The 13,470-nt window shown below is 63.9% G+C and carries 14 protein-coding genes and 1 pseudogene; 8 read left to right on the plus strand and 7 right to left on the minus strand.

Translation table 11 applies throughout. The features are described 5' to 3' along the window. The first annotated feature begins 171 nt into the window (after nucleotides 1–171). From I6L38_RS13670 to I6L38_RS13695, 6 genes are all read left to right on the plus strand, one after another. Entirely contained in the window at nucleotides 172–1,215 is a 1,044-nt protein-coding gene (locus tag I6L38_RS13670) for a GMP reductase (RefSeq protein WP_017781583.1), read from the plus strand. A 94-nt stretch (nucleotides 1,216–1,309) separates the two neighbouring features. Then, nucleotides 1,310–2,521, plus strand: coding sequence for an elongation factor P maturation arginine rhamnosyltransferase EarP (earP, locus tag I6L38_RS13675; protein ID WP_216988637.1), 1,212 nt, complete (start codon nucleotides 1,310–1,312; stop codon nucleotides 2,519–2,521). Nucleotides 2,522–2,566: 45 nt separating this feature from the next. After that, nucleotides 2,567–3,133: an elongation factor P gene (gene efp / locus I6L38_RS13680; protein ID WP_005298294.1), complete on the plus strand. Its 567-nt coding sequence runs from the start codon at nucleotides 2,567–2,569 to the stop codon at nucleotides 3,131–3,133. 139 nt (nucleotides 3,134–3,272) lie between these two features. Then, complete coding sequence (locus I6L38_RS13685) at nucleotides 3,273–3,899, plus strand: DUF2238 domain-containing protein (RefSeq protein ID WP_201881631.1); 627 nt, start codon at nucleotides 3,273–3,275, stop codon at nucleotides 3,897–3,899. Nucleotides 3,900–3,966: 67 nt separating this feature from the next. Beyond that, nucleotides 3,967–4,719: a DUF3530 family protein gene (locus tag I6L38_RS13690; RefSeq protein ID WP_017764970.1), complete on the plus strand. Its 753-nt coding sequence runs from the start codon at nucleotides 3,967–3,969 to the stop codon at nucleotides 4,717–4,719. Between the two features lie 117 nt (nucleotides 4,720–4,836). Continuing rightward, nucleotides 4,837–5,793 (plus strand): D-2-hydroxyacid dehydrogenase, encoded by a 957-nt coding sequence (locus I6L38_RS13695; RefSeq protein WP_010633165.1) that lies wholly within the window; start codon nucleotides 4,837–4,839, stop codon nucleotides 5,791–5,793. Between the two features lie 61 nt (nucleotides 5,794–5,854). Here I6L38_RS13695 and I6L38_RS13700 read toward each other — a convergent pair whose 3' ends face one another. Together I6L38_RS13700 and I6L38_RS13705 are read right to left on the minus strand one after the other, a co-directional pair. Then, a complete protein-coding gene (locus I6L38_RS13700) occupies nucleotides 5,855–6,322 on the minus strand; it encodes a YMGG-like glycine zipper-containing protein (protein WP_005298287.1) in 468 nt (155 codons plus the stop codon). A gap of 209 nt (nucleotides 6,323–6,531) precedes the next feature. Beyond that, nucleotides 6,532–8,091 carry a diguanylate cyclase gene (locus I6L38_RS13705; RefSeq protein WP_201881629.1) on the minus strand — a complete coding sequence of 520 codons (1,560 nt, stop codon included), beginning with the start codon at nucleotides 8,089–8,091 and terminating at the stop codon, nucleotides 6,532–6,534. Nucleotides 8,092–8,379: 288 nt separating this feature from the next. Between I6L38_RS13705 and I6L38_RS13710 the strand changes: the two genes are divergently transcribed. Continuing rightward, nucleotides 8,380–8,982 carry a nitroreductase family protein gene (locus I6L38_RS13710; RefSeq protein ID WP_005298281.1) on the plus strand — a complete coding sequence of 201 codons (603 nt, stop codon included), beginning with the start codon at nucleotides 8,380–8,382 and terminating at the stop codon, nucleotides 8,980–8,982. A gap of 46 nt (nucleotides 8,983–9,028) precedes the next feature. On the opposite strand, the gene I6L38_RS13715 is transcribed toward I6L38_RS13710, so the two are convergent. Then, nucleotides 9,029–9,679 carry an HAD-IA family hydrolase gene (locus tag I6L38_RS13715; RefSeq protein WP_043171216.1) on the minus strand — a complete coding sequence of 217 codons (651 nt, stop codon included), beginning with the start codon at nucleotides 9,677–9,679 and terminating at the stop codon, nucleotides 9,029–9,031. Further along, complete coding sequence (locus I6L38_RS13720) at nucleotides 9,676–9,921, minus strand: hypothetical protein (RefSeq protein WP_017780557.1); 246 nt, start codon at nucleotides 9,919–9,921, stop codon at nucleotides 9,676–9,678. The genes I6L38_RS13715 and I6L38_RS13720 overlap by 4 nt, the downstream gene beginning before the upstream one ends. A gap of 116 nt (nucleotides 9,922–10,037) precedes the next feature. Here I6L38_RS13720 and I6L38_RS13725 point away from each other — a divergent pair, with 116 nt between their 5' ends. After that, complete coding sequence (locus I6L38_RS13725; RefSeq protein ID WP_043171217.1) at nucleotides 10,038–10,946, plus strand: LysR family transcriptional regulator; 909 nt, start codon at nucleotides 10,038–10,040, stop codon at nucleotides 10,944–10,946. Between the two features lie 57 nt (nucleotides 10,947–11,003). Here I6L38_RS13725 and I6L38_RS13730 read toward each other — a convergent pair whose 3' ends face one another. The 3 genes and pseudogenes from I6L38_RS13730 to I6L38_RS13740 form a co-directional block, all read right to left on the minus strand. After that, a complete protein-coding gene (locus tag I6L38_RS13730; RefSeq protein WP_043171218.1) occupies nucleotides 11,004–11,960 on the minus strand; it encodes a sensor domain-containing diguanylate cyclase in 957 nt (318 codons plus the stop codon). Nucleotides 11,961–12,122: 162 nt separating this feature from the next. Continuing rightward, entirely contained in the window at nucleotides 12,123–12,785 is a 663-nt protein-coding gene (locus tag I6L38_RS13735; protein ID WP_043171220.1) for an excalibur calcium-binding domain-containing protein, read from the minus strand. Between the two features lie 116 nt (nucleotides 12,786–12,901). Further along, nucleotides 12,902–13,468, minus strand: a pseudogene (locus I6L38_RS13740) (cysteine hydrolase family protein). Nucleotides 13,469–13,470: the final 2 nt, after the last annotated feature.

The raw sequence follows: 13,470 nt of genomic DNA on the forward strand, positions 1-13,470 counted from the left end.
TGACGCCAAAGGCTACCACAAGGCTTCGCGCATTATCAGTCTTGTTCTGGCGGGATTTTTGCCTACACTGTTGTAAACCGGAGGCCCTGAAAACCACCGGTTTTTTTGTGCCTGCCGAAAAGTTGCCACTGCAAAGTGACCTATCAAACAAGGCTCAATAAGGAATTCGTAATGCGTATCGAAGAAGACTTGAAGCTCGGTTTCAAGGATGTCCTGTTCCGCCCCAAGCGCTCTACTCTCAAGAGCCGTTCCCAAGTCAGCCTGACCCGCCAGTTCACCTTCAAGCACACCCAGACCCAATGGCAGGGCGTGCCCGTCATCGCCGCCAACATGGATACCGTCGGCAGCTTCGCCATGGCGCGTACCCTGGCCGGCTTCGAGATGATGACCGCAGTACACAAGCACTACAGCCTTGCGCAGTGGCAAACCTTCGTGAGCGAAACCGACCCGGCGCTGCTGGGCCATGTGATGGTCTCCACCGGCACTTCCGAGGATGACTTCACCAAGACCCGCCAGATCCTGGCCATGTCCGAAGCGCTGCGCTTCATCTGCGTCGACGTGGCCAACGGCTACTCCCAGCACTTCGTCGAGTTCGTGCGCAAGATCCGTGACGCCTGCCCCAACCACGTCATCCTGGCGGGCAACGTGGTGACCGGAGAGATGGTGGAGGAGCTGATCCTCTCCGGCGCCGACATCGTCAAGGTCGGCATAGGCCCGGGCTCGGTCTGCACCACCCGGGTCAAGACCGGCGTCGGCTACCCGCAGCTCTCCGCCATCATAGAGTGTGCCGATGCGGCCCACGGTCTGGGCGGCCAGATCGTCGGTGACGGCGGCTGCACCTGCCCGGGGGATGTGGCGAAAGCCTTTGGCGGCGGCGCCGACTTCGTGATGCTGGGCGGCATGCTGGCAGCCCACGAGGAGTGCGGTGGCGAGATCGTCGATGTAGATGGCGAACCCTTCATGAAGTTCTACGGCATGAGCTCATCGAGCGCCATGGACAAGCACGCCGGCGGCGTCGCCGAATACCGCGCCTCCGAGGGCAAGACGGTGCTGCTGCCCTACCGCGGCCCGGTGGAGAACACGGTGCGCGACATCCTGGGCGGCGTGCGTTCCACCTGCACGTATGTGGGTGCCAGCCAGCTGAAGGAACTGACCAAGCGCACCACCTTTATCCGGGTGCGCGAGCAAGAGAACAACGTCTACGGCAAGGAGTAACCTGCCGCAGCCACCGTCACGCGCTGACGGTTAGAAGCCAGCCAACCGGTGTGCTACCCTGCGCACCGGTTTTTTGCATCTGGAACCCCACGACATGACAAGCCCCCTCCCCCCGTTTGACTGGGACATCTTCTGCTGCGTAGTGGACAACTTCGGTGACATCGGTGTCACCTGGCGGCTGGCCCGCCAGTTGAAACAGGAAGGAGCGCTCCCGGCGCAGGAGAGTGAGGTTCAGGTGCGGCTCTGGGTGGACGATCTGGCGAGCTTCGCCCGCATCTGCCCTGGGCTCGACCCGGCGTTGGAGAGCCAGTGGGTCGACGGCATCCATATCCAGCACTGGCACGACACCCTGCCGGCCGATACCATCCCGGCCCGGGTGGTGATCGAGGCGTTCGCCTGCCAGCTGCCCGCCCCCTTCATTGAACGAATGGCGAGCCAGCCCAGGCCCCCCTGCTGGCTCAACCTCGAATACCTCTCGGCCGAGAGCTGGGTCGAGGATTGCCACGGCCTCGCCTCCCCCCAGCGTCTCGAGAGCCAGAGCCTCGGCAGCCTGAGTCTCAACAAATACTTCTTCTTCCCGGGCTTCACCGCCAGAACCGGCGGCCTCTTGTGCGAGCGCGGTCTCATCGTCGAGCGCGAGCGCTGGCAACAGGATGAAGCGGTACTGAACGCCTACTGGGCGAGCCTCGGCCTGCCCCCCAAACAGGAACACGAGCTGCGGGTCAGCCTCTTTACCTACGAGAGCGCCGCCCTGACCAGCCTGGTCGAGAGCTGGTGCCAGAGCGCCACCCCCGTCACCCTGCTGCTGCCGCTCGGGCGCTCCCTCAACGACGTGCTCACCGGCGCCGGGCTGGCAGACGCCATCCCCACCGCCCAGGCGGGGGATCTGCTGCGCTCGGGCAACCTCGCCATCAAGCTGCTGCCGATGACCGATCAGGCCGGCTATGATCGGCTGCTGTGGAGCTGCGATCTCAACCTGGTGCGCGGCGAAGACTCCTTCGTGCGGGCCCAGTGGGCTGCCCGCCCTTTCCTCTGGCATATCTACCCGCAGGAAGAGCAGGCGCACATGGTCAAGCTGGACGGCTTTCTCGACCACTATCTGGCGCAGCTGCCCACCGCCACCGGCCAGTGGCTGCGCGGTTTCAGCCATGCCCTCAATCAGGGGGAAAACATCCGCGAATGGTGGGCCCAATGGCCGGATCACGCCGCGATATGGCAGCAACATGGGCGACACTGGTCACATAAGCTGCTCCAGGACGGGGATCTCGTCACGAGGTTGGTGAAATTTTTAGAAAGCCGTATATAATCTGGCAGTTTTTATCCGTCCGTTTCACGAACAGGAATTTTTTACATGAAAACCGCACAGGAAATCCGCGCTGGTAACGTAGTCATGATCGGCACCGAGCCGATGGTGGTCCAGAAGGCTGAATTCAACAAATCCGGCCGTAACTCCGCCGTGGTCAAAATGAAGCTGAAAGGCCTGCTGAACGGCAGCGCCACCGAGACCGTCTTCAAGGCCGACGACAAGCTGGACGTTGTTCAGCTGGAACGTAAAGAGTGCACCTACTCCTACTACTCCGACCCGCTGTACGTATTCATGGATACCGAATACAACCAGTACGACGTCGAGAAAGACAACCTGGGTGACGCGCTGAACTACCTGGTAGACGGCATGGAAGATCTGTGTGAAGTGACTTTCTACAACGAGAAAGCCATCTCCGTAGAGCTGCCGACCACCATCGTGCGCGAAGTTGAGTACACCGAGCCGGCTGCCCGTGGCGACACCTCCGGTAAAGTGACCAAGCCTGCCCGTCTGAAGGGCACCACCTACGAGCTGGCCGTTGCCGCCTTCGTAGAGATCGGTGACAAGATCGAAATCGATACCCGCACCGGTGAGTTCAAGCGTCGCGTCAACTAAGTTGACCCCTTGGATCAGTGGTAAAAAAGCGAGCCGTCGGCTCGCTTTTTTTATGGGCGCATCGGCCCCCTGGCTGTATTCGCGGCGCAAACATGGCTAAATGGGGCATGCTGGCTTTTGCCATCCCTCGGAGCGCCCCATGACATCCCTGCACAAAGCGCTGTTGTTGCTGTTGACCCTGCTACTGCTGCTCCTCTCCGGCTGGCAACCCTATGACAGGGCGACCTGGCTGATGGAGGTCGCGCCCGTGCTCATCGCCATGCCGCTGCTTGTCCTGACGCACCGCTCTTTTCCGCTCACCAGCCTGCTCTATCTGTGCATCACCCTGCACGCCATGGTGCTGATGCTGGGCGGCGCCTATACCTATGCCCGCGTCCCGCTCGGGTTCGAACTGCAGCAGTGGCTCGAGCTCGGTCGCAACCCCTATGACAAGATTGGCCACTTCTTCCAGGGCTTCGTGCCCGCCCTGGTGTGCCGGGAGATCCTGCTGCGCGGAGGTTATGTGCAGGGCCGGCGCATGCTGGCGTTTCTGGTGGTCTGCGTGGTGCTCGCCATTAGCGCCACCTACGAGTTCATCGAGTGGGGAGCCGCCCTTGCGCTTGGTCAGGGGGCGGATGAGTTTCTCGGCACCCAGGGCGATCCATGGGATACCCAGTCCGACATGTTCTTCGCCCTGATTGGCGCCGTCAGCGCCCTGCTGCTGCTCTCCCCCCTGCACGACCGCCAGCTGGCCGGGCTGGCAAGCCTCAAGCGGCCGCCACGCTAGCGCTGCCACTTCCCCCTTCAGAAAACCGGCCTGGTGCCGCTAACCCGAATAACCGGGGGAGCGCACTATGGCCAGATTGTTCTTATCACTGCTGTTACTGACCCTGCTGGCAAGCAACCCCTTGCAGGCCAGCGAGGGCACACCGCTCACGCCCCTCGACTACTGGCAGAACAGCGACTGGCAGGGGCTGCCCAACAGCACCCAGATCGACAAGCAGACGGTGCTGTTTGCCAAGCACGACAGCGACAGCTACGTGGGGCTCGCCATCCTCTTGCCCGACTGGCAGCGCAGTGGCCAGCTGTGGCAGCTGACCCGCGCCCTCGGCCGGCTCGGCTTCGACACCCTGCTACTGCTCCCCTCACCGCAGCAAACCGAATTTGACCCCGCCGCCGAGAAGAAACAGCAGGCCATCGACGACTTTCGCAAGCAGTTCGCCACCCGCATCAGCAAGCTGGGGGACGCCAAGCTGCAGGAGGGGGGCTTCAAGCTGATACTGGCGCAAGGCACCGGCGCCGCCTGGGCCACCAACCTCATCGCCAGCGAACAGCTGCCCGCCCCCGATGCGCTGGTGCTGCTCGACGGCTTCTTCCCCGACCAGCAGAGCAACCAGATCTTCGCCAAGGAGATCGCCCAGGCCACCATGCCGACCCTCGACCTCTATCAGGAGGATGGCGGACGCTGGCCGCTGCTGGCCGCCGAAGCGCGCAGAAGCGAGAGCCGCCGCAGCCACAAGCTCAACTACCGCCCCTACGCCCTGTTGGAGCTGGATGAAACGCCGACCCGGATCCAGGGCTGGCTCACCCACCTCGGCTGGCTCTGACACCAAAAATGCCGCCTGTCTCACATCCGGCGCGATTGCCAAGGCCTTGAGGTGCAGCAAACTGGCCCTCGGCCGCCGATGTTTGGCATCATGAACGCCTCAACGGCAGGAGGCTTCATGCAGCAAATTGTGTTTCTCGACAGTGATACCCTGGATACCGGCATCACCCTGCGCCACCCCGACTTTCCCCACCACTGGCAGAGCTACCCGAGCACGGCCCCCGAGCAGGTAGTGGCGCGGCTCAAAGACGCCAGCATCGCCATCATCAACAAGGTGCGCATCGGCGCCGCCGAGCTGGCCCAGCTGCCGGAGCTCAGACTCATCGCGCTGGCGGCTACCGGCAGCGACAACGTGGATCTGGAGGCGTGCCGCACCGCCAACGTCGGCGTCTGCAACATCCGCAACTACTCGGGCCCCTCGGTGCCGGAGCACGCCATGGCGCTGATGCTGGCCCTGGCGCGCAACCTCTTCTGCTGGCGCCAGTCGCTGCTGGAGGGGCGCTGGCAGCAGAGCGGCCAGTTCTGCTTCTTCGATCATCACATCACGGATCTGCACGGCAAGCGGCTCGGCATCATCGGCAAGGGGACCCTCGGCCAGGCCCTCGGCGAGCGGGCCAGGGGGATCGGCATGGAGGTGCGTTACGCCCAGAGCCAGGTCGGCGCCAGCCACGACGAGGATCGACTGCCGCTGGACGAGCTGCTGCAAAGCGCTGACGTCATCAGCCTGCACTGCCCGCTCACCCCCTATACCCGCAACCTCATCGGCGAGCGGGAGCTGGGGCTGATGAAGCCGGGTGCCCTGCTGATCAACGTCGGCCGCGGCGGTTTGGTGGACGAGGAGGCCCTGCTGCGAGCGCTGGCCAACGGTCGCCTCGGCGGCGCCGGTTTCGACGTGGCGAGCGTCGAGCCGCCGCCCCCCGACCACCCCTTGATGAAGGCCCTGCAGTACCCCCACTTCATCCTCACCCCTCACGTGGCCTGGGCCAGCGAGGAGTCGATGCAGCGCCTCGCCGATCAGCTCATCGACAACATCAACGCCTTCGCCGAGGGGCGCCGCCAGCACCGGCTGGTGTGAACCCTCTGGCGACCAAAACGAGAGAGGGGCCCATCGGCCCCTCTCTCAATGCTGGCGGCGATCAATCATCGTCGTGCCATCTGTGTTTCTTGTGCTTCTTGTGTTTCTTGTAGTGCCTGTGGTCATCGTCGTAGTAGCGATCGTTGCTCTTGTGGCCATCCCCGGTCTTGGCCCCGATGGCAGAGCCGCTGGCCCCGCCAACGCCGGCCCCGATCAGTTGACCCGTGCTGCCGCCCACGCTCTTGCCGATGGCGGCCCCGCCCAGCGCCCCGACGGCCCCGCCGAGGGCGGCTTCATTCTTGTTGCCCTTGTTGGCCGTGGCCGCGCCGCCGGCCGCTCCGCCCAGTGCAGCACCCACCAGGGCGCCGGTGTCACCGCCCAGCTCCTTGCCGATCATGGTGCCGGCCACGCCGCCCGCACCGCCGCCCAGGATGGTGTTGAGGGTCTCCGACGCCTGCGCCGCACCGCTGGCCAGCAGCAGTGAGCCCAACAGGGCCAGGGCGCGCATGCCGTGCTTGTTCATCTCCATGGGGTACTCCTGTCAAACCTGATTAATTTCCCCGAACTATACGATTCCCGGCAAAGGGCGCCACTGTCGCAGCAGAGCGACACCCGGCCAGGCACGACCTGCCGCGCTGACAAAATCAGGATTAACCTTTTGAATTTGCTTACTAAAAAACAGATGTTGTGAAATAGCAGCAGAGGCAGTCGCCGACCCCCCGGGCAGAGCACCTCCGCTCACCCATGATCGATATGACAGGATCTGTCAGCATCTCCGTCCGGCCGGGGCCACTGCGTCAGCGACCAGCCATCGCGCCCCAGCCGCTTGCTCCGGTAGAGGCACTCGTCGGCCCGCTCGAACAGCAGAGCCCCGTCCTCCGGGCAGTGGGCGCCGCCCACGCTCAGGGTCACCGCCTCGTGAAACTCGCGCCAGCGCTGGTTGCGCACCCTGGTCAGCAGCCGAGTCAGCCCCGCTTCCAGCTCGCTGCGCGGCCAGGGCAGCAGGGCAGCAAATTCGTCCCCCCCGATCCGGAAGACGCCGCCGCTGCCAAGCTCGCTCACCAGCAGCTCGGCCACCCGGCAGAGCACGCCATCTCCCACCGCATGCCCCCAGCTGTCGTTGATGCGCTTGAAGTGATCCACGTCGAACAGCAGCAGCCAGTGGGGTGTCGCGCGCTCTTCCAGCTCGGCGCGACGCTGGGTGAAGGCCCGCCGGTTCATGATGCCGGTGAGGGGATCGTGCAGCAGCGCATCCTGCCCCTGCAGAAAACTCGCCCGCACCTGATCTATCTCGCTGAGGCTGTCGTGTACGAACCAGGTCTTCAGCCGGCCGGGTCTCCTGGCCTGGGTCGGATCCCGCACTATGCCGGTCAGCGAGCCCGCCACCAGCGCCTGCTCCTGATTGAACACCCGCACCAGAAAGTTGATGCTGCAAAACCAGATGGCAAACAGCAGGAGCAGCGGCAGCGCCACCATCAGCAGGGCTTCTTCAAGGTCGTCATGAAACAGCCTTGGCGGCAGATAGATGTTGAGATCCCAGTCGATATCCTCCAGCTCACGGCGCAGATGGCTGCCGTGCCAGATCACCGCCAGCCCCTTGTCCGCACCGCCCGGCTCGGCCGCTGACGGCTGATAGAGCCCCATGTTGCTGCCCACCACCAGCTTTCCGTCCTCCCGCGCACTGATGTAGATGGCCGCCCGGTTGCTGCCCATGGCCCGCTGCAACGCCTGTTCGATGGTGTTGAAGGACATGTCGACCATCAGCAGGCCGAGCAGTTGATCATCCAGCCCCTTTACCCGCTTGATGAGGGTCAGGATCGGCTTTTGGGTGTCGAACGCCGGATAGGGGCCGAGCCAGACGAGATCCGCCCCCGGCATCGACAACGCCCGATACCAGGGCCGGCTGGCGGCACGATACTCGACCGGCTGCTGCCAGGCAGGGTAGCTGCTGAGGCGATCCGTCTGCGGGTGATAGAAGTAGATGTAGTGGCTGTCGCGCTTGATCTGGTGGGCAATGGCCCAGAGCGGGTTGTCGGCCGGCTCGCCGCGGGCGATGGCGGCCTTGTCCAGCGACGCCTCCAGCACGGCGATCTGACGCTGGTTGGCCAGCACCAGCTCGTGGATCAGGGCTGCTTCGAGGGAGGAGAGCATGTGACCGTAGCCGGTCACCGTCTTGTCGATGCTGCGCAGATAGCTGGCCATCGCCAGGGTGAGGGTGACCACCAGCACCAGGGCCCCCAGCAAGAGGGTAAACGAGGTCAACAGATAATAACGCCGACTAACCAACCACTGGATCATCAACACTCCGCAACAAAAACTGGAATGCGAGAATTTTATGGTGCTCAAACGGAATTATTCATTGATTGATATCAGCCGGATTTCGGCTAAATGACAAAAAACACATAAACGTGACGCCGCTCTCCCGCGTCACGAAGAGGCATATCAACAAAAAGTAAAAACAGTGACCACTGTGCGTTGACGGCTAACCCGCAAGAGGGTGTTATAGTCTACAACTCGAGCAATCGGAGCCGGATGGCCTTGCCAAGGATCACCGAAGACGATTCCCCGTCAAACAAAGGAGATGTTATGAGCAGTCCGTTTATCGAACAGATCAAAGTACGTCGTACCATCTATGCCCTGGGTGACCAGGTTTCCCATACGCCGGAGCAGCTGACCGCCCTCATCCAGGACGCCATCAAGCACAGTCCCTCCTCGTTCAACTCCCAGAGCTCCCGCGCCGTCATCCTGTTTGGTGCCCAGCATCACAAGCTGTGGGACATCGTCAAGGCAGAGCTGAAGAAGATAGTGCCGCCGGAAGCCTACGCCCAGAGCGAAGCCAAGGTGAATGGCAGCTTCCGCGCAGGTGTCGGCACAGTGCTGTTTTTCGAAGACACCGACGTCATCAAGGATCTGCAGCAAAAATTCGCCCTCTACGCCGACAACTTCCCCATCTGGTCGGAACATGCCACCGGCATCGCCCAGTTTGCGGTCTGGACCACCCTGGCCCAGGAGAAGATCGGCGCCTCCCTGCAGCATTACAACCCGCTCATCGACGAGGCGGTGCGCAAGGAGTGGAACCTGCCCGCCAGCTGGCTGCTGCGGGCCCAGATGCCCTTTGGCAGCATCCAGCAACCGGCCGGTGACAAGACCTTCATGGACGACGCAGAGCGTTTTCGCGTGTTCAAGTAATTGCCCCATCGCCAGTCAGGCCCCCGCTCACGGGGGCTTTTTGTTGTCAGGTGAGCAGCGTCAGCTGCAGACCTTCAGCCTCCACCACCACACTCACCTGGCGCCAGTCCTGGATCAGGGCGCTGATGCCGGGACTGAGCCGCTGCCGGCCCCCCACCTGTACCACCCGGCAACCCGCCCGCAGCGCACTGCTGATGCCGGCGGGCGCATCTTCAAACACCAGGCAATCGGCCGCAGCCAGCCCCAGACGCTCGGCCGCCAGCAGGTAGGGTTCGGGATCCGGCTTGCCGTGTTCCACATCCTCGGCCCCTACCAGCAGGGCGGGCAGCGGCAGACCGGCGCTGCGCAGCCTATGCCTGGCCACCCGCTGACTGGCGGAGGTCACCAGCGCCCAGCGCTCGACGGGCAGACTTGCCAGCAGGGGCCGGGCGCCGGCGAGGGCCTCGGCCTGGCCAGTGTGATGGATCTCGAGATCGTCGAGCAGGGCCACCTCCTGTGCCAGGTCAAGCTGCGGGGCCAGGGTACGGATCACCTCCCGCGAGCGTACCCCGTGGCACATGGCCAGCACGGACTCGGGATCCAGCCGGTGGCGGCGACACCACAGCCGCCACACCGCCTCCACCTCGCCGGTAGAGTGCACCAGGGTGCCATCCATGTCCAACAGCAGGGCGCGGGCCCGCAGCGTGAGCATGCTCATGAAACGGCTCCGGCCACGGCGGGTTCGGCCCCGGCCAGAATATCGCCGAAGGCCCGCCGCTGGGCTGCCTGCTCATAACAGGCCAGCGCCTGCTCGGCATTGCTCGCCCAGACTTGCAGCGGACCCACCGCAAAGCCCTGCTGCAACAGGCTGGTCAGCAGCTCCCCCGTCTCCGGTGCAGCCAGCGGCTGGGCCAGCACCAGATCTCCCTTGATCAAAAACAGATAGCGTTCGGCAGGCATGAATGACTCCTTGTTAGCAAGCTGACGGGGCCGACAGGGCCCGCTTCAGGTCTATTAGAACAAGGCAGTTAGATAATTTATAATCACAAAATGGCCACTTTCGATAACCAAACAGAATGAAATTCGATTTGAGACAGCTGCAGGCCTTCGTGACCCTGGCGGAGACCGCCAACTACCGGGAGGCCGCCAACCGCCTGTTCATCACCCAGCCGGCGCTCACCAAGCAGATCCAGGGGCTGGAGCAGACCCTCGGCAGCACCCTGTTCAACCGGGGGCGTCACGGCGCCGAGCTGACCGCCATCGGCACCCAGCTGCTCACCCAAGCCAGGGCGCTGGTCGAGCATGGCAAGGGCTTTGAGCGCCACGCCCTAGCGCTGGCCAGCGGCATTGCCGGGCGACTCAAGATTGGTTTCGGGCTGTCGAGCTTTGCGCTGGCGCCGGCGCTGGTGGCCCGCTTCAAACAGCAGGCCCCCGATGTGATGGTGCACCTGCAGGACATGACCTCCGCCATCCAACAAGAGTGGCTGCTGTCGGGTCAGCTGCAGCTCGGCTTCATGCGCCGACCACAGGCCCCGCAGCTTAGGGAGCACAGGCTGCTGACCGACCGGCTGGTGCTGGCGGTGCCGACCCAGATGACACAGCCGGATCCGGCCGCCTTCGACATCGAGCAAGCCTTGGCCAGCCAGCCCTTGCTGCAGATGGTGGGGCACCGCTGCCCCGGCCTCAGCCAGCAGATCGCCAGCTTCCTCGGCGCCAACCGGCTGACCGGCATGGTGCAGGAGGCAGAGGATATCCAGACCCTGGTGGCGCTGGTGGCCGCCGGCATCGGCAACGCCATCCTGCCGCGCAGCGTCAGCTTCATCGCGGGCCGGGACGTCACCCTCTATCCCCTCTCCGGCCCTTGCTCCGAGTGGGAGATAAGCCTGGTGTGGAACCCCGACTTTGCCGACCCGATCCGCGATCGTTTCTTGCAACTGGTCGTCGACGCCCATCCCGAACCGCAGCCGGCCGGGCAACAGCGTTAACAGCAAGCAGAATCATTAATAGAGAGCAGGGTCGCAGGCAGGATAAAACGAGGGATATCAGGGGGATGGCAGGGCACTGCAGCTGACGCTGTGGCAGCGATTCTTGCCCCCCAGCTTGGCCAGATAGAGCGCCATGTCGGCGGCGCTCAGCAGCTCCTCCTCCGAGACGCGGGCCTGCTGCGGCAACAGGGTGGCGATGCCGACGCTGGCGCTGAGCCGAAGGGTGTCCGCTCCCTGGATCAGCAGCTCGCCGATGCCGAGGCGAATGGCCTCCCCCATGCGGGCGGCGGCCTCGGCCCCGGTGTTGCCGAGGATCAGGGCAAACTCGTCGCCACCGAAACGGCTCGGCAGATCGGTGGCTCGCTGGCAAAAGGTGCTCAGCAGGCGACCCACCTGCTGCAAGAAGTCATCCCCCACCTGATGGCCGAAGTGGTCGTTGCACAGCTTGAAGTTGTCCAGATCCAGCATGATGAAGGAGAGCGGGGTCTGTTCACGCATGCTGCGCCGCCACTCGTTGTGCAGAAAGCTGTTGAACAGTCGTCGGTTGGCCAGTCCGGTCAGCGGGTCGTGCAGGGAGAGGTAGGCCATGTCCAGCTCCTGCAGCTTGCGCTCGGTGACGTTGATGTGACTGATGGTGTAGAACTCGACCTCGATACCCGGGATGGCGGAGACCCGCATCATGAACCAGCGCTGGGTGTCCGGGCTGTGACAGGGATACTCCAGATGAAAGTGCTGCTGTTCATGGCGCAGTACCCGCCGGATCCCCTCCGCCGCCATCAGGGCCAGCGGCTCCACCGAGTTGTCGCACACCCGCAAGTAGTTGACCCCCACCCAGTCATAGCCTGCCGGCATGCCGTTCTGCTCGGCAAAGCGATTCCAGGCGAGGTTGGTGTAGTGGATGACGCCATCCCGGTCGATCACCGAGATCTGCTCCTCCAGCGAATTGAGCAGCGCGGCCAGGTATTGCGCCCGATCGGAGAAGTGAAACAGTGAGCCCTGAAAATAGTCCGCCATGACCGCACTCCTCACCCAAAAACGACGTCCCCGGCATGGCCGCGACAACCAGAGCCATCCCGGCCCGCCCGCGTGTTGCCAATGACCGGGGCCACACCTGCCATGACCCGACCAACAAGATAATGATAGATGATCAACGACTTGAGTCGGCCTCCGAGTCCGCTAGTGGCCACACCACTGCCGCTCGCAGGGGATGCCGTCGCCCTCGCCGTCCATCCTGGTATTGGGGCAGTTTTGCAAAAACCAGGTCGCCTCCTCGCAGGAGGTCATCTGGGAGCAGTATTGCCGACCGTCGCACTGGCGGACGAAGGTGGCGGCCTGCTGCGGGCTGTCCGAGGGGTTGGCCTCTGCCTGGCTGAACGAGGAAGTGGAGGTAGGTGAAACCGACTCGACCGAAAAACGGGAGTAGAGGGAGAAGATCCCGATCAGCACCAGCAGCGGGATGAGCTTGCCGAGCCAGTGGCTGCGGCGCCGGTAGGCGGGGCGAGGACGCGTGTGCTGCGGGGTAGGCCCGCTGCCCGCCGGGATGCGACTGCCCTCCGACATGCGGCGGCCCGCCGGCGTGGGTCGACTCTCATTGCCGTCTGCCAACGACAGGGGGCGCTCGGGGAAAAACACCTGCTCGGCCCTGGGCTTGCCATTCTGGCCGGCTCCCACCAGGTAGGAGACCCGCTCCCCCGCCATGGGCGGCAGGCCGTCGCACCGTAGTGCCGAGATGTGCACGAACAGTTCAGCCCCTTTCGGGGCACCCTCCCCCTGCTCGGGTGCGATAAAACCAAAGCCGCGCGCTTCGTTCCAGCGCACGATCCGTCCCTGATAACGCATGTCCCCATCCTTGTGGCCATCGATGCTCGCTTCATGTTGCCCAAAATGGCTGCGGCCCGACAGGGGGCCGCAGACAAAATGTCAAAACAGTGAGCAAGCTCCGCCTGCCGCCGGGATCAGGCCAGCTGGGCCACCTTGATGATCTCGGCGATGCGACCGAGCAGACGCAGCGAGGCGTGGTGCTCGTTGGCATCCGCCGCTGCGCAGGCATCTTCCAGGATGGTGATGGCGTAATCCCGATCGTGACCCTCCCGCGCCGCCGCCTGAATGGCCCAGCCGGTACTCACCCCGCACAGATAGAGGTGCTCGATGCGATTGGCCCGCAGCGCCGGCTCCAGCGCCGTGCCGTAGAAGGGGCTGACCCTGGGCTTGGTCAGCACCAGATCGCCGGGTTGCACGTCCAGATCAGGGTGAAAGTCGGTGCCGGGATCGGCCAGCGACAGCGCCCCGAACTGGTGGGCCCGGCCAAACATGGGGGAGCCCTTGGGCTGCAGCAGATAGTGCGGGTCAAAGCCCACCTTGACCTGCACCACCAGCTAGCCGTGGGCGCGGGCATGGGCCAGCGCCTGGTTGGCGTGCGCGATGGCGTCCTGCTCCAGCACATGGGCCGCCGAGGCGGCGATGCGCCCGTCCGGGTGGGCGATGTCGTTGATGAAATCGATCACCAGCAATGCCTTGTTCATGG

It is taken from the genome of Aeromonas sp. FDAARGOS 1408 (assembly GCF_019048665.1).
Taxonomy (GTDB): Bacteria; Pseudomonadota; Gammaproteobacteria; order Enterobacterales; family Aeromonadaceae; genus Aeromonas; species Aeromonas dhakensis.